This window comes from uncultured Empedobacter sp. (genome assembly GCF_937930195.1).
Classification (GTDB): Bacteria; Bacteroidota; Bacteroidia; order Flavobacteriales; family Weeksellaceae; genus Empedobacter; species Empedobacter stercoris.
In genome coordinates this window covers 1-14430 of record NZ_CALGVK010000012.1, presented here as the reverse complement: position 1 = coordinate 14430, position 14430 = coordinate 1, and the positions used below count along the sequence as shown (strand labels likewise).

The following is a 14430-nucleotide window of genomic DNA, read 5'->3' as shown; positions in this document are numbered from 1 at the left end:
GAAGTAAACTCCTGCAGCTAATCTTGATGTATCAACTTTACCATCTTTAGAGAAGCTTACTGGAATTACACGACCTGTTACATCTGCAACTGTTACATCTGCAACTTTAGATCCTTCTAATTTAACGTTAACTTCTGTTGTAGCTGGGTTTGGATATACAGCTAAATTTGTAGATCCTAACTCAACAGTACCTAAACCTTCTGCATTTCCTGTTACATTCAATAAATATACACCAGTATCAGCAAAATCAGGTATAGATGAAATATTTACATAATTACCGTCTTCATCAATACCACATAGTCCAGCTTCTCCTCCAAACCAAGATGGTCTAGTCTCAGTAGTACCTTCATTATTTACCCAAGGAATAAAAGAACCATTAGGATTTGTATTAAATTTACCAATATAAGCAACAATGGATGTTAGAAACTTTTGACCTACAGGAATTGTATAAGGATCATCAAGCTCTATATCATACCATCCTGCATCTTCTGCAGATGTAAAAACTAAAGCCCCATAGGCATCCGTCAGTTCACTATTTGACAACAGCATGTAATCAGACCTCTACAACTCCATCCTTGTAAGGTTTTCCTGCTACATTAATTTTTGTAACAGTAAAAGGTACATTGATTCCATAATCTGCTTTCATATCATAACCTCTACTTATTTGTACTGGAGCTTGTAAATCTTGACATGACAAAACACTAATTTCTGGTGACAAGTCATCAGAAGAAAGCTGAGAATATGTAGTCTCATCAACTTTATTAGTTAATTCTACATTGTTAACTTTGGTCTCTAACTTTTCGACTGAATTTATTTTCTGAACTTGTGCAAAGGATGTTGTTAATGCTGCAATTGATAAAAGCGTAAAAATTTTCTTCATAATTATTAATTTTTAGTGTTATTTCTGTTTAATATGGAATAAAACTAAACAATTATATTACAATTTCAAAATAATTAACAAAAAAAAAATAAAAAACCCATAATCACAATGATTATGGGTTAAATAAATCCTAATAAGATTTATATCGTATTAAGCAAACTCGTTATAGGCAGCTTTTAAATTTTCTGCAATAGCATCTGCAGAGTGTCCTTCGATATGATGACGCTCTAACATATGAACTAATTCACCATCTTTGAACAAAGCTACAGCTGGAGAACTTGGAGGAAATGGTGCAAAAAACTCACGCGCTTTTGCTACAGCATCTTTATCAAATCCTGCGAAAACTGTTGTTAAATGTGTTGGAACTTTTTCATTATTCAACGACATTACAACACCCGGGCGTGCAGCACCTGCAGCACAACCACATACACTGTTTACCATTACCAAAGTTGTTCCTTCTTGTTTGATTGCTGCTTCTACTTGTTCTGGAGTTGTTAAATCTTCGAAACCATTAGAAGTTAACTGAGCCTTCATCGGCATTACTATTTCTGCTGGATACATATTCTTCTTTTTTTTGTTTTAATAAAAATAAATTATTTTCAAAGTTACATAATTCTAAAACTTTTTAGAATACTTACTTTTGCAATTACAAATTTACGTAGAATTTAGCAATATGAAATTGACTTTTGGTAAGAATGAGAAACTTAAAAGCAGAAAAGCATTCGATGAATTGTTTTCTGATGGAAAAACATTTGTTTCTCATCCCATCAGATTTGTCTACAAAATCAAGCCAAAAGAAGAGTATGATATTCGAGTAGGAGTGAGTGTTTCGAAGAGAAAATTTAAACACGCAGTAGATCGAAATCTTTTGAAGCGTCGTGTAAAAGAAGCTTATCGATTAAATAAATTATTAATTCAAACTTCAGATCAATATTCGATCGATATGGTGATGATTTATACTTCATCTAAACATCAACCTTTTGAAGTGATTGAAAATTCTGTCAAAATATTATTAGAAAAGTTAAACGAAGCGATACAAACAAAAAAAGATTAACCTTTTCGGGTTAATCTTTTTTATTTTATTTCTACAGATAAATAGTTTACTTCTTAAGATTTGCTTGTAAGCGGAAAAAGCTAAAATAAACAGATACTAAAATTAATCCACAAACAGAAGCTCCAATTCCTAAAACACTACGAAAGTTTGCTTCAGCCATCAATCCAGCTTTATAATCCATCTCATATAGGTTATAACCTAATCCTATCAACAAAACAATTGTTGCGATATAAATATATGTTTTCATTAGATAATGAATTTTTAAATATTAATTTCATTCATAAACAAAGCACCGATATTTGAGGTAAATAATTTGATTGCAATTGACAATAATATCACTCCAAATACTTTTTTCAGTACCGATAAAATTCCAGGTCCCAACCATTTTTCGAGTTTACCTGCAAATTTCAGCACCAAATATACGATTAACATATTTAAAATAATAGCTATCACAATGTTAATATCTGCATACTGCGAACGAAGCGACAAAACTGTTGTCAATGATCCAGCTCCTGCTACCAACGGAAACGCAATAGGGACAATGGATGCAGAGTTAGATTCGACGCCTTTCTGTATTTCAATTCCCAGTATCAGTTCCAACGCGATGATAAAAATCACAAAAGCACCAGCAATAGCAAACGACTGAACATCAACACCTACTAATTTTAAAATTTTGGTTCCAAAAAATAGAAAAGAAATCAATAAAATACCAGCTGCAATCGTAGCTTTCTCCGATTGTATATGTCCCACTTTACTTCGAATTCCTACAATAATCGGAATACTTCCCAAAATATCAATAACTGCAAAAAGTACCGCAAATGTGGTTCCGATCTCACTAATAGAAAGTTTTTCGAAAAAAGAAACAATATTATTCATTCTATTTTTTTAGATGTTAATTTGTCTACAAAATAAAGAATTTTTATTATTCTAACCAATTTTTAAAATCAGTTACTTTTTCTCGACTCACTATCAAATCCAATTCGTTATAAGTATTTAAAACTATTTTTAATCTTGAGTTAGAATACATTGTTATTTCTTTTATCGAATCGATGTGAATGATCTGACCACGATTAATCCTAAAAAATTTCTTTGGATCGAGTTGATCTTCTACTTTTTCTAAAGAAAAATCAATTACATAATTACGATTGTCTTTTGTATGTATGTAAGTAGCTTTGTTCTCACTAAAGAAACACTCGATGTTTTCGGTTTCTATAATTTTTATGGAAGTTCCGATTTTAATGGAAAAACGTTCTTTATAATTTTCTGTTTGTTGTGATGAAAAAAGACTTTTCAATTCATTCAAATTAAAGCTTGAAGAAGCTTGTTGAAATTGTTTTTCAAACTTATCTATTGCAAATTTCAATTCCTCTTCGTCAACTGGTTTCAACAAATAATCAACCGAATTTAATTTAAAAGCTTTCAATACATATTCATCATAAGCTGTTGTGAAAATTATAGAGGAAGAGAGTTTAACTTGATTAAAAATATCAAAGGACAAACCATCTGACAATTGTATATCCAAAAAAATTAAGTCTGGATGCGGATTTGCCTTCAACCAAGCAACACTTTCTTCAACAGAATGTAGCATTTCATGAATTTGATAACCCAATTTTTCTACACGTCTTTTCAACAAACGCGCTGCAGGCTTTTCGTCTTCTATAATTAGTATTTTCATCCGTTTTTTTATGTTAGTTCAGTATTCACATTTTGAGTTAAAATAGGAAGTTGAACTTGAAAAACTTCTTGATTTTTTTCAATATTCACTTCTCGATTTGAGATTAGTTGGTATCGGTTAATAATATTCTTCAGTCCAATTCTTGTCGATTCTTTGATAGAATCTTTGGGTTGAAAAGAATTTTCTACAATTAATGAATCATCTCTTTTATAAATTTTTATTTTTAATGGTTTTTGTTCCGAAACCACATTATGTTTAATCGTATTTTCTAATAAAATCTGCAAAGAAAGCGGAACAATAAATTCGTTTTCAAAGAAAGTTGTTTGTTCAATTTCAAAATCAATGCTATTCTCAAAACGCAATTTGAGTAACTTAACATACGTTTTTGCAAAATTTATTTCTTCTTGAATCGGAACAACTTCTTTGTCTTTTTGTTCTAAAACATAGCGATAAATCTTAGAAAGCGACGTTGTAAAATCAATTGCATTAGCTGGATTTTCTTCAATTAAACCTGTTAAAACATTCAAACTATTAAAAAGAAAATGAGGATCTAATTGATTTTTTAAGGTTTCGAAATTTGCGGTAGCCGTTTCGGCTTTTGTTGATTCAAGAACTATTTTAGTTTCTAATTTGTAACGTCTTCGCTCAAGAAAATAGAAGAATAACAAGAATATAATTGTTATAATTCCAACTAAAAAATAATTTATCCAATGACTATAAAATACTTTTTTAATGAAAAATAGATTGTCAAAGTTTACAAAAACAAAATAAAGTAATTGAGTAAAAACAATTGATTGAACAAAATATTTCCAAATCTCACTCTTAGGATTATCTATTTGTTTATCATTTTTTTTGAAATCGTTAAAAACACTAGTGTTTACAAACGATGCCGCAATACTGAAAGAAAAATAACCAATAAAATATTTTAACGCTTCGGGATGAAAAAATTGATTCATCGTAATATTAGGAGATGTTAAAAAAATAATGCTATAAATCAAAATATTCACAATAAACAGAATTAGCGTATTTCGTAGAATCAATTTTTTATCTGAAACGATTATACCTTTTACAAATTTGTAAATAATCAATCCTAAAGCTAAATATCTAATAATATTATTTCCAATAACTTCATTCTTAATTGACACTAATGAATAAATCATCAGTATTAATACAAAAATTATTTTTTTTACATCACTATTCATATCAAGCAATTAAATTAATCAACCAAAAAATAATTTCGTGAATAAACTGTGCTACTAAAGCTATCATTATTGTACAGTTTTACATTCATTATTCAACAAGTTTTGCGCACGATTTTTACCCCATTTTGGTTCGTTATTCTTTGGTTTTTCAGCATCAAATAAAGCTAAAGATTTTTTTACATTTTTGCAATCTTGTGTAATATCCATTCCACTGTACTTTGCCGAATTGATATTAAACTCTGCCAATCCTAAAACAGAACGTGGATTTGTCGGATTTAATGCCAACGATTTTTGATAGATTTGTAAAACTTCGCCATAATAAACAGCTCCATTCTGCATTGGATTCTGCACAATTTCTGCTGTTAAATACAAGGCTTTTAAGTTTAAAATCTCTGTATTTAAAGGATTACTTTTCAATAAATCATCTAATTGAATTTTTACTTGTGATAAAATTTTTTCGTTATAATCTGCGTCATTCGATTCAAACGTTTTTAGGATTTCAGATAAAGACAAGTAATATTTTGGTAACCATTCATTCGGATAGTCGTTGATTAATTGCTTAAAATTAGCTTCTGAAGAATGATTTCCTTTGTTCCATTCGACTAAAATAGTACTCAAATCTGATTCAAATTTATTTTGTGCAAAAGCTGATATTGAAAATAATGTTGCGATAGTTAAGAAGATTGTTTTCATAATTGGTGTGTTTTAATTTGTTGAATCAAAGTTCTTAACTACCAATTAATTTTGAAATTATATGTTGATGAGCTGTTAAATATTGTGGATGAATTGTAAAATAAAAGGGACAACTCAAAAATTGAGATTATCCCTTTTATGATCTAAAAAATTTGAAATTTATTTTCGCATCAATTCTTCTGCTACATTTCGTGTTGCTTCGAAAACTTCGTCTAAATTTTGATTCAGGCCACCATAAGCATACTTAGCTTGTCTAGCGTTATTCAACAACAAAGTCCATTGTTCAACAGCAAGTTCACTTACACCATTTTTCAGTAATTTTTCAGCAATAATTTCATCCGAAAAATTAGCTAAATCTGTATTCGTATTTTTCATCGCCACATTACACAAAATATTTTCTTGTAATTGATAAAAATCTTTTTGATCTTCTGCTTTTATTTTCTGCTTCAGTTCTTCTAATTCAGCTGAAATTTGATTAGAATTGATTATTGGTTTTTCTACCAATGTGAATTTTTGTGTTTCTATTTTGGGTTGAAAAGCTTCGAAATTTTTCTGTTCGTTGATTGGTTTTACTTTTGGTTCTGATTTTTCTTTTTCTGTTGAATTATTTTTATTTTTCATCAAAAATAAACCTCCTGCACTTAAAATAATCACACCTCCAGTTAACCACAACCAGCCACTTTTTCCTTCTTTAACATCGTTTTTAATTTCATCAAATTTTTCTAAAATTGTAGAGTCTGATGTTTTGTTTGATGTTAGAGTTTTGGTAGAGTCTGCATTTTTAGAACCTGAAACATTTAGTTGAATTGAGTCAGATTTTAACGTGATATATTTTTCTTTTGCAGGATCAAAATAACTAAATTCAACTGGTGAGATTGTATATTCTCCACCATAATTTGGAACAAGAACAGTTTGTTCAGCTACCTTTCCTTTCATTCCCGTATCGTAAGTTTTGTAGGCATCACGTTTTTTAGGTGCAAATTTTTCTACGTTTTTAGGTGCATTGATTTCAGGTAAATTGATTGTATTGAAGTTTCCTGTTCCAACAATTTCAATATCAAAATTTATACTTTCATTCGTTGAAACTTCTTTTTTATCAACTGAAGCATTCATTTTAAATTGCCCAACTGCACCGCTAAAATTCTTTGGACGACCATTTTCTGGTAATTCTTTAGCGTTAATTACAACTGGATTACTACGCACTTCTACCGCTTCTGCTCCATAGGTTGTAGGCAATACGACATCAACTGAAAACGGATCAATTTCTATTTTTCCTGGTTTCTGAGGAAATACATAATAACGTGCAACTTCTTCAGAAAAATATTGTTTACCCGCAACTATTTCTTGTTTGATATTTTCTGGAGAACTTTTAACAATTTTAGGGCTTAAACCATCTAAATTACCTTGTCTAAAATTCTGTTTACGGTTTAAGTATGACAAATCTTTTGCATATAATTTTACCGATAAACTAACTTGTTCGTTAACATAAGGATTTGTTTTCGAAACTTTACTTTGTAAAAAAACAGGTTGCGAAGTATTACTTCTATAATTATTGTGGGTTAATCCAGTTCCTTTTACAACAACATCAACAGGTTTTGATGTATACGTTTTCCCATTAATGACAATTTTTGCAGCTCCAACTCTATATTTCCCCTCTTTTTCTGCTACAAAAGCTAAGATAATTCCATCTTCTATTATTCCTCGACCATTTATATACGACACGTTTTGAGAACGTTGTTCTCCAACAATTTGTAATCCTTTGTGCGGAGGATATTTCATTGGTTGATCAATCGTATAACTATCGGTATTAGATTCGATAAAAAAGCCCACACTAAATGCTTCTCCTAAACTGACCTGCGTTTTATCTGCATCAGATTTAAAAGTAATTTGTTGTGCTAACGCTGTAATAGACGTTAGGGCAAATACTAAAAAACTATTTAAAACTCTTGCCGTTGTCATTACCAATCCTTAGATGTTGTTGTTCGTTGTTTTTCTGCTTTTTGCTGAATAATTCTTCGTTGCGTTTTGGCTTCTTGATTTTGCAATGCTTTTAGTAAACCATCACTCAAATTATTCTTTGCATTATCTTGTTCTTTTCCATCTCCATTATTTCCTTGTGTTATTTCTGGAGACGAATTATTTCCTTGTCCTTTATTATTTCCATTTTCGCCGCCAGCTTTCGGATTTCCTTCCTCATTTTGCTGTTTTTGCTGATCAGATTGTTGATTTTGTGCTTGATTCTGATTTTGCTGCTGCTTATTTTGGTTTTGTTGGTTCTGTTTATTCTGTTGCTGTTTTTGTTGATCGTTTTGATCTTGCTTATTCTGATCTTTATTGTCCTTGTTATTTTGATCTTTTTGTTTCTCACGTTCCTTTTCTAACATTTTTTTTGCTAAGGCGTAATTGTAACGTGTGGCATCATCTTTTGGATCATTTTTAAGGGCTTTTTTATAATTATCAACCGCATTTTGATAATCTTTTTCTTGCATAAATGCATTTCCTAAATTATGATAAGCAAGATGTTTATCATTCTTCGTTTTAGAAACTTCTGCAGAACGCTTGTAATGAGCAATACTTTCTTTGTAGCGTTTTTGTTGAAACAAAGCGTTTCCTAAATTATAATTTGCTTTGACAGAAGTTGGATCTTCCATCGAAGCTTTTTTGTAGGCAACTTCTGCATTATCAAATTTTCCTTTTTGATAATACTCATTTCCTTCAATAATGTAGCTTTTCGTTTTCGATTGACTATAACCAAAAACGGATAAAAGCATTATTCCTAAAAATCCTATTTGTTTTAAAAAATACATCATTTTACCATACAAACTTACTATTTCTTTTTGTTAAAAATCTTATATTCAGATGTTAATAATTCCACAAAAAGTAAACACACCGCAACCGCTAAAAACCATTGATAAATGTGATTCATATCTCTTGTTGTGGCATTTGCTATTTCGTTTTTATCTAATCGAGCTTTATACATTGATAGAGCAGATAAAGCATCTTGTGTATTATCCAGATGAATATACGTTCCGTTTGTATCTTGTGCTAATTCGCGAAGATTTTTATCTTCTAATTTTGTGATTACTGTAGAGCCTGTTTCGTCCTTTTTATAGTCTTCGGCGTAGCCATTATAGTACATCGGGATTGGTGCACCCTTATCTGTTCCCACACCAATTGTAACAATATGTATCCCGTTGTCTTTTGCAATTTTAGATGCTTGATTAACGGTATTTTCATTGTCTTCTCCATCAGAAATTAATACAATTAATTTACTTGTATTCGCCGAACCTTTGAATGTTTTTGCAGCTTCTTGAATCGCATTCAAATAATTTGTTCCTTGGCTCGAAATTAACTCTGTATTAACATTTTGCAAATAACTTTCGATCGCAGCATAATCATTTGTCAACGGAGAAATCGTATACGCATTCGCTGCAAAAGCAACCAAAGAAGCTCTATCTCCGCCTAACTGTCCAAGTGTTTCGGTGATTAACTTCGTTGCTTTTTCTAATCGAGAAGGTGCTACATCTTGCGCATTCATACTTGAAGAAAGATCCAATAAGAAAACCATATCAATTCCTTCCCGTTTTACTTGTACTTCTTTTTCACCGTAAAGCGGATCCATCAACGCGATAACCATCAAAAATAAAGCGACACAAAAAACGACAATTTTAAAACCATAACGTTTAGAAGAAGTGATTGGAAAAACAAATGGAAATAATTCTTTATCAGCAAATGTTTTCTTTACACGTTCGCGCCATTGAAATACTGTTATCGATAAAAAAATAACGATAAACAATAAAATCATCAACCAAATATTATGTAATTCTCCCCACTGCATTAGATTAATTCTTTAAAAAAGGTTCTTCGCAAAATAGCTTCTAATACCAAAATAATAAATGCTGGCAATAAAAAGCGAGCAAACAATTCGGTATAGTTATAATATTTGACTTCGTTAATTTCTGTTTTTTCGAGTTTATCAATTTCTTGATAAATATTTTTAAGACTTTCATTATTGGTCGCTCGGAAATATAAACCTCCCGTTTTATCAGCAACTTCTTCCAACAATTTTTCGTCAATTTGTACAGGACGCATCTCAAATACATAATCGCCCAACATATCGTAACCAATTGGCATAGGTGCCAATCCGTTTGTTCCGATACCAATGGTATACACTTTTATTCCTTTATCTTTGGCGATATCAGCTGCTTGTCTTGGTGATACATACATCAAATCTCCCGAAGGATTAATCGACTCGACACCGTCTGTAATCAATATGATTACTTTCGATTTTGCTTTACTATTTTTAAGGTGATTAACTGCTGTTGCTAAACCAATTCCAATAGCTGTTCCATCAGCCAAACTGCCCGAATGTAACATCTCAATTTCTTGTGTTAATACATCACGATCGGTTGTAAGCGGAACACGTGTTAAGGCTTCTCCAGAATATTCGACTAAACCAATTCGGTCTGTTTTTCTTCCAAGTGAAAAATCTTTTGCAACATCTTTTAGCGCTGTTAATCGATCTGGTTTCAAATCGCGTGCTAACATACTCAACGATGTATCAACTGTTAATAAGATATCAACACCTTCATCAGATTTTATTTTTGTAGTCACATCAACATAACGTGGACGAGCTAATGCTACAATGCATAAGGCCATCGCAATTATTCGCATCAAAAATAAAATAGGTTTGTATGTTGCTAACGAACTTTTCGCACCACCAAATGCTTTTAGTGATGGTAATTTTAAGGATGCTTTTTTCTGACTCGTTTTACGAATTTCTCTAAAAATAAAGAAAGGTAAAGCAAGTAATAAGAGTAAGATCCAAGGATTTTGAAACTCAAAATTTAGCATTCCTAATTGTTATTAAACTGTTTATATTTTTCGCCTGTCACTTGATCTTTATTTAGATCTTCATTTTCAGGTATTTCTATTGGTTTTATACGCTCTACAAATTCATCTACCCAATTTCGGTGCATATTATTTGTAGAATCATCAAACTCTTGTTTGGCAAATTTCACCAAGTCTGCATCGAACAAAAATTGTTTAAATTTCTGAACATCATCTGGTAAAACATCCTGTTTTGTTGCAATATATTTCACCAAATCATCAGACAAAATTTCTAAAGCAGAAAAATTATATACTCTTCCTAAATATCGTCTAACAATAAATGATAATTGTGTGTAATATTCTTTTTGTTCACCACGTTTCAAATATTTTTTTGCATCTAACGCTTTCAAACTTGCTTTTGCTTCATCATAAGGCGTTTTATATAGTTTATCACCAGAAAGTTTTGACTTGGCACGAATATATAAGATTAATAAAACTGCAGCAATTATAAATAATATGAACGCAATAATTCCATACAACCAATACTTATTCCAATAATCACGAATAGAATATTCTTCTTCCATGACTGGTTTAATTGGAAAAATAGCATTTTTAGTCGTGTCAACTTCAACATCTTGTATTTCAATTTCAAGTTGTTTTGTGGTTAAATCTTTGTCATTTTTTTGAATGATAAAAGATGGAATAGTAAATTTTCCTGCTTCAAAACCTGTCAATTCTAACTGCTGAACAATTTCAGATTTTCCTTCTGTTTTAACCGTATCAATTTTTTGATCTAAAACCTCGATGTGATAATTTAAGGAATCTGAAATGGTAGGGAAAACAATTTTATCTCCTTTTTTGAAATCTATTTTTATTTCATATTGAATTGGTTCGCCAACTTTAATCGTTGTGCGATCCAATTTGGGCATAATTTCTTGCGCAAATGAAAAGTTTAAGATAAAAAAACTGACTAAAAGCAATAAATTCTTCATTAGGCTTTATGACTTTTAAAGTAGTTTAACAATGGGCGAACATAATCTTCGTCGGTACGAATACTAATTGCACCCGAATGATTTTTTTTGAAAATAGATTGATAGCGTCGATCTAAATCGTAATAATATTGTGCATATTGTTGACGCAATTTCTTAGATGAAGTATCAATCAAACGGATTTCTCCTGTTTCATTATCTTGTACATGGACCAAACCAATATCAGGAAAAGATTGTTCTTTTTCGTCGTAAACACGGATTCCCGTTACATCATGCTTTTTTGCCACAATTCGCAATGCTTTTTCGTAATCAGAAGAATCAATAAAATCTGACAAAATAAAAACATTCGATTTTCGACGAACTAAATTCATAAAAGTTTCTAATGTCACAGACAAATCTGTTTTTTTGCTTTTTGGTTCGTAAGAAACAATTTCTCTCACCAAACGCAATACATGTTGTTTTCCTTTTTTGGGTGGAATAAATTTTTCGACTTGATCCGAATATAAGATCAAACCTACTTTATCATTATAGGTAATTGCGGAAAAAGCTAATGTTGCACTCAATTCAGCAATTGTTTCCATTTTAATTTGTTTTCGCGTTCCGAAGTTTCCAGAATTTGAAACATCAACCAATAAAAACATGGTTAACTCGCGTTCTTCTTCAAAAACTTTTACATAAGGTTCGTTGTATCGTGCCGTTTTATTCCAATCAATATTACGAACATCATCACCATATTGATAAGGACGAATTTCGCTAAAAATCATACCTCTTCCTTTGAATGAACTTTGGTATTCACCCATAAAAAGGTTGCTCGCTTTGCGCTTGCTTTTTAGCTCAATACGTTTTACACGTTTGATGATTTCTTTTGCATCCAATGTTTAAAAGATTTAGAATAGATTTAAGGAACTGGAACAACATTTAGGATATTGTCGATAATTTCTTCTGGCGAAACATTTTCTGCTTCTGCTTCGTAGCTAATTCCGATACGATGACGCAACACATCTTTAGCCATTGCACGTACATCATCTGGAATAACGTAAGCACGTTTGCGCAAAAATGCATACACTTTTGAAGCTTGCGCCAAATTGATTGATCCACGAGGAGAAGAACCAAATGAAATCATTGGTACCAATTTTTCTAATCCCACTTTTTCTGGAAAACGAGTAGCGAAGATAATATCCAAAATATATTTTTCTATCTTTTCGTCCATGTAAACTTGTTTCACCATTTCGCGTGCATCCAATAATTCTTGAACAGAAATAACCTTCTCTATTTTTGGAAAAGTTTGATTAATCGAATTTCTCAAAATCAAGCGTTCTGCTTCAAATTCTGGATAAGTAATCACCGTTTTGATCATAAAACGGTCAACTTGCGCTTCTGGTAAGGGATAAGTTCCTTCTTGTTCCACTGGATTTTGAGTAGCCAAAACCAAGAAAGGTTTTTGCAAAGGATACGTTTCGTCTCCAATCGTAACTTGACGTTCTTGCATCGCTTCTAATAATGCAGATTGTACTTTTGCTGGCGAACGGTTAATCTCATCAGCTAATACAAAATTGGCGAAAATCGGCCCTTTTTTTATTCGAAAATCGTTTTCTTTTACGTTATATATTAAAGTACCAACAACATCTGCAGGTAATAAATCGGGAGTAAACTGAATACGAGAAAAAGAACCATCTACAGCTTCAGATAACGTTTTAATCGCTAAAGTCTTTGCTAATCCTGGCACTCCTTCTAATAAAACATGTCCATTTCCAAGTAATCCGATTAATAGACTTTCAATCATTTTTTCTTGTCCAATAATCGTTTTATTAATTTCCGTTGTTAACCTTGCAATGCTTTCGCTTTTTGCCTCTATTTGTAGGTTTAGTTGTTGTATATCCAAAATTTCGTTGAAATTAATGTTTATATAATTGATTCAAATTTCCTCTAAAAGTAACAAATACAATTCATTTAGAGTTTAAAACTTTCATACAATATTGTTAAACTTTGTTAAGACAAAAGTAGTATACCAAACGTTTTGACCACTCTTTTTATAAAATATTTTCTATTACTTACAAACTATTTATAAACAATAAATTTTCGTATTCAGAGTTATCAAAAACAATTTAAAGAATATTTATATTTTTACTAAAATTAATACACTATGAAGAATTATGTATTGACTATTTGCTTAATGCTAAGCATTTTATCTTTTGGACAAAAATTTCAAATTTTATCTGGAAACACAAATTTTCTAAGCGATCAAAAAGAAATCAATGTCGAACTTGTTTTTGACAATGTGAAGTTTTATAATGAAAATAAAACTGAAACTGAATATTTAGAAAAACGAGAAAAAGATGTATTGGACAATCCAAAAAGAGGTGAAAGTTATTGGAAAGAATGGCTGGCAGATTGGAATGAAAACAAAAATTCTACTTATTTAGATAAATTTATAAAAGGAACAACAAAATCAAAAAAAATAAATTTTGTAAAAAATTCTTCTGCTAAATATACCTTAATCATCAATTCGGAATGGATTTACCCAGGTTATCATGCGGGAATTGCGATAGAACCAGCAAAATTGAGTACAACTCTTCATTTTATTGAAACTGCAAATCCTTCTCACATTTTATTATCTATAAAAACAGATAAAATAAAAGGAACTTCTGGAAAAAATGATTTTGTTATGGAATATGGACGAATTGCTTCGGCTTATGAATCAACTGGAAAATTATTAAGCAAAGAATTAAAATATTAAGTAATTATATTCTAATCATTTAAAATTTTTTATTATTTTTAACTAAATCTTTATTTAACACTAATTGAAAAAAATTAAAAAATGAAAAAATTACTAGTATTAGCAAGTTTAATGGCTGTTGTAACTTTATCTGCTCAGGATAAAAAAACTCCTGTAAAATCAAAAAGTACAACGAAAACTGAAAAGAAAAATGATGCTAAAAAAGCAGAGCAAATGGCTCCTGAAAAACGCGAATCAACAAATCAAAAACAATCGCCTGCTTTGGAACAAAAAAGACGAACTATAAACACAAACTAATTAAAAAATTTATCTAAATTTTAATTCATTAAAAACAGCTTTTTTGATTTATTTGTTTTCATTTTTATTTTTA

At 30.7% G+C, this 14430-nt stretch carries 18 protein-coding genes; 3 read left to right on the top strand and 15 right to left on the bottom strand.

The genetic code is table 11. The features are described from left to right. From Q0616_RS00640 to Q0616_RS00630, 3 genes are all read right to left on the bottom strand, one after another. Window positions 1–543: T9SS type A sorting domain-containing protein (locus tag Q0616_RS00640; protein WP_298774091.1), on the bottom strand; the 543-nt coding region annotated here is incomplete at its 3' end. A 10-nt stretch (window positions 544–553) separates the two neighbouring features. Then, window positions 554–880, bottom strand: coding sequence for a hypothetical protein (locus tag Q0616_RS00635; protein WP_298774089.1), 327 nt, complete (start codon window positions 878–880; stop codon window positions 554–556). A 150-nt stretch (window positions 881–1030) separates the two neighbouring features. Beyond that, complete coding sequence (locus tag Q0616_RS00630) at window positions 1031–1441, bottom strand: BrxA/BrxB family bacilliredoxin (protein WP_171623418.1); 411 nt, start codon at window positions 1439–1441, stop codon at window positions 1031–1033. Between the two features lie 112 nt (window positions 1442–1553). Between Q0616_RS00630 and rnpA the strand changes: the two genes are divergently transcribed. After that, window positions 1554–1934, top strand: coding sequence for a ribonuclease P protein component (rnpA, locus tag Q0616_RS00625; RefSeq protein WP_171623417.1), 381 nt, complete (start codon window positions 1554–1556; stop codon window positions 1932–1934). Window positions 1935–1980: 46 nt separating this feature from the next. Here the strand turns inward: rnpA and Q0616_RS00620 are convergent, their stop codons facing one another. From Q0616_RS00620 to Q0616_RS00565, 12 genes are all read right to left on the bottom strand, one after another. Next, window positions 1981–2181, bottom strand: a complete 201-nt coding sequence (locus tag Q0616_RS00620; RefSeq protein ID WP_171623416.1) for a hypothetical protein — start codon at window positions 2179–2181, stop codon at window positions 1981–1983. Window positions 2182–2195: 14 nt separating this feature from the next. Then, window positions 2196–2810 carry a MarC family protein gene (locus Q0616_RS00615; protein ID WP_298774086.1) on the bottom strand — a complete coding sequence of 205 codons (615 nt, stop codon included), beginning with the start codon at window positions 2808–2810 and terminating at the stop codon, window positions 2196–2198. A 46-nt stretch (window positions 2811–2856) separates the two neighbouring features. Further along, complete coding sequence (locus Q0616_RS00610) at window positions 2857–3609, bottom strand: LytTR family DNA-binding domain-containing protein (protein ID WP_225542627.1); 753 nt, start codon at window positions 3607–3609, stop codon at window positions 2857–2859. Window positions 3610–3617: 8 nt separating this feature from the next. Beyond that, window positions 3618–4811 carry a histidine kinase gene (locus Q0616_RS00605; RefSeq protein ID WP_284582955.1) on the bottom strand — a complete coding sequence of 398 codons (1194 nt, stop codon included), beginning with the start codon at window positions 4809–4811 and terminating at the stop codon, window positions 3618–3620. A 66-nt stretch (window positions 4812–4877) separates the two neighbouring features. Then, complete coding sequence (locus Q0616_RS00600) at window positions 4878–5504, bottom strand: hypothetical protein (protein ID WP_260541565.1); 627 nt, start codon at window positions 5502–5504, stop codon at window positions 4878–4880. Between the two features lie 159 nt (window positions 5505–5663). Continuing rightward, window positions 5664–7463: a BatD family protein gene (locus tag Q0616_RS00595; RefSeq protein WP_225542630.1), complete on the bottom strand. Its 1800-nt coding sequence runs from the start codon at window positions 7461–7463 to the stop codon at window positions 5664–5666. Beyond that, on the bottom strand, window positions 7463–8314 hold the full coding sequence (locus Q0616_RS00590) for a tetratricopeptide repeat protein (RefSeq protein WP_171623413.1): 852 nt from the start codon (window positions 8312–8314) through the stop codon (window positions 7463–7465). Before Q0616_RS00590 ends, Q0616_RS00595 begins: the two co-directional genes overlap by 1 nt. Window positions 8315–8331: 17 nt before the next feature. Further along, complete coding sequence (locus tag Q0616_RS00585) at window positions 8332–9342, bottom strand: VWA domain-containing protein (protein WP_171623412.1); 1011 nt, start codon at window positions 9340–9342, stop codon at window positions 8332–8334. Further along, window positions 9342–10358 (bottom strand): VWA domain-containing protein, encoded by a 1017-nt coding sequence (locus tag Q0616_RS00580; RefSeq protein ID WP_225542633.1) that lies wholly within the window; start codon window positions 10356–10358, stop codon window positions 9342–9344. The genes Q0616_RS00585 and Q0616_RS00580 overlap by 1 nt, the downstream gene beginning before the upstream one ends. Before the next feature lie 2 nt (window positions 10359–10360). Continuing rightward, on the bottom strand, window positions 10361–11326 hold the full coding sequence (locus Q0616_RS00575) for a BatD family protein (protein WP_225539805.1): 966 nt from the start codon (window positions 11324–11326) through the stop codon (window positions 10361–10363). Further along, window positions 11326–12198, bottom strand: a complete 873-nt coding sequence (locus tag Q0616_RS00570; RefSeq protein WP_171623409.1) for a DUF58 domain-containing protein — start codon at window positions 12196–12198, stop codon at window positions 11326–11328. Before Q0616_RS00570 ends, Q0616_RS00575 begins: the two co-directional genes overlap by 1 nt. 23 nt (window positions 12199–12221) lie before the next feature. Beyond that, window positions 12222–13205, bottom strand: coding sequence for a MoxR family ATPase (locus tag Q0616_RS00565; RefSeq protein WP_171623408.1), 984 nt, complete (start codon window positions 13203–13205; stop codon window positions 12222–12224). Window positions 13206–13466: 261 nt separating this feature from the next. On the opposite strand from Q0616_RS00565, the gene Q0616_RS00560 reads away from it, so the two are divergent. Beyond that, entirely contained in the window at window positions 13467–14060 is a 594-nt protein-coding gene (locus tag Q0616_RS00560) for a hypothetical protein (protein ID WP_171623407.1), read from the top strand. Window positions 14061–14141: 81 nt separating this feature from the next. Beyond that, window positions 14142–14357 carry a hypothetical protein gene (locus tag Q0616_RS00555; protein ID WP_171623406.1) on the top strand — a complete coding sequence of 72 codons (216 nt, stop codon included), beginning with the start codon at window positions 14142–14144 and terminating at the stop codon, window positions 14355–14357. Window positions 14358–14430 lie beyond the last annotated feature (73 nt).

What these genes read in the sequence shown, in the direction of transcription:
- Q0616_RS00635 (WP_298774089.1), bottom strand. Translation starts at nt 880, where the DNA reads ATGAAGAAAATTTTTACGCTTTTATCAATTGCAGCATTAACAACATCC.
- Q0616_RS00630 (WP_171623418.1), bottom strand. Translation starts at nt 1,441, where the DNA reads ATGTATCCAGCAGAAATAGTAATGCCGATGAAGGCTCAGTTAACTTCT.
- rnpA (WP_171623417.1), top strand. Translation starts at nt 1,554, where the DNA reads ATGAAATTGACTTTTGGTAAGAATGAGAAACTTAAAAGCAGAAAAGCA.
- Q0616_RS00620 (WP_171623416.1), bottom strand. Translation starts at nt 2,181, where the DNA reads ATGAAAACATATATTTATATCGCAACAATTGTTTTGTTGATAGGATTA.
- Q0616_RS00615 (WP_298774086.1), bottom strand. Translation starts at nt 2,810, where the DNA reads ATGAATAATATTGTTTCTTTTTTCGAAAAACTTTCTATTAGTGAGATC.
- Q0616_RS00610 (WP_225542627.1), bottom strand. Translation starts at nt 3,609, where the DNA reads ATGAAAATACTAATTATAGAAGACGAAAAGCCTGCAGCGCGTTTGTTG.
- Q0616_RS00605 (WP_284582955.1), bottom strand. Translation starts at nt 4,811, where the DNA reads ATGAATAGTGATGTAAAAAAAATAATTTTTGTATTAATACTGATGATT.
- Q0616_RS00600 (WP_260541565.1), bottom strand. Translation starts at nt 5,504, where the DNA reads ATGAAAACAATCTTCTTAACTATCGCAACATTATTTTCAATATCAGCT.
- Q0616_RS00595 (WP_225542630.1), bottom strand. Translation starts at nt 7,463, where the DNA reads ATGACAACGGCAAGAGTTTTAAATAGTTTTTTAGTATTTGCCCTAACG.
- Q0616_RS00590 (WP_171623413.1), bottom strand. Translation starts at nt 8,314, where the DNA reads ATGATGTATTTTTTAAAACAAATAGGATTTTTAGGAATAATGCTTTTA.
- Q0616_RS00585 (WP_171623412.1), bottom strand. Translation starts at nt 9,342, where the DNA reads ATGCAGTGGGGAGAATTACATAATATTTGGTTGATGATTTTATTGTTT.
- Q0616_RS00580 (WP_225542633.1), bottom strand. Translation starts at nt 10,358, where the DNA reads ATGCTAAATTTTGAGTTTCAAAATCCTTGGATCTTACTCTTATTACTT.
- Q0616_RS00575 (WP_225539805.1), bottom strand. Translation starts at nt 11,326, where the DNA reads ATGAAGAATTTATTGCTTTTAGTCAGTTTTTTTATCTTAAACTTTTCA.
- Q0616_RS00560 (WP_171623407.1), top strand. Translation starts at nt 13,467, where the DNA reads ATGAAGAATTATGTATTGACTATTTGCTTAATGCTAAGCATTTTATCT.
- Q0616_RS00555 (WP_171623406.1), top strand. Translation starts at nt 14,142, where the DNA reads ATGAAAAAATTACTAGTATTAGCAAGTTTAATGGCTGTTGTAACTTTA.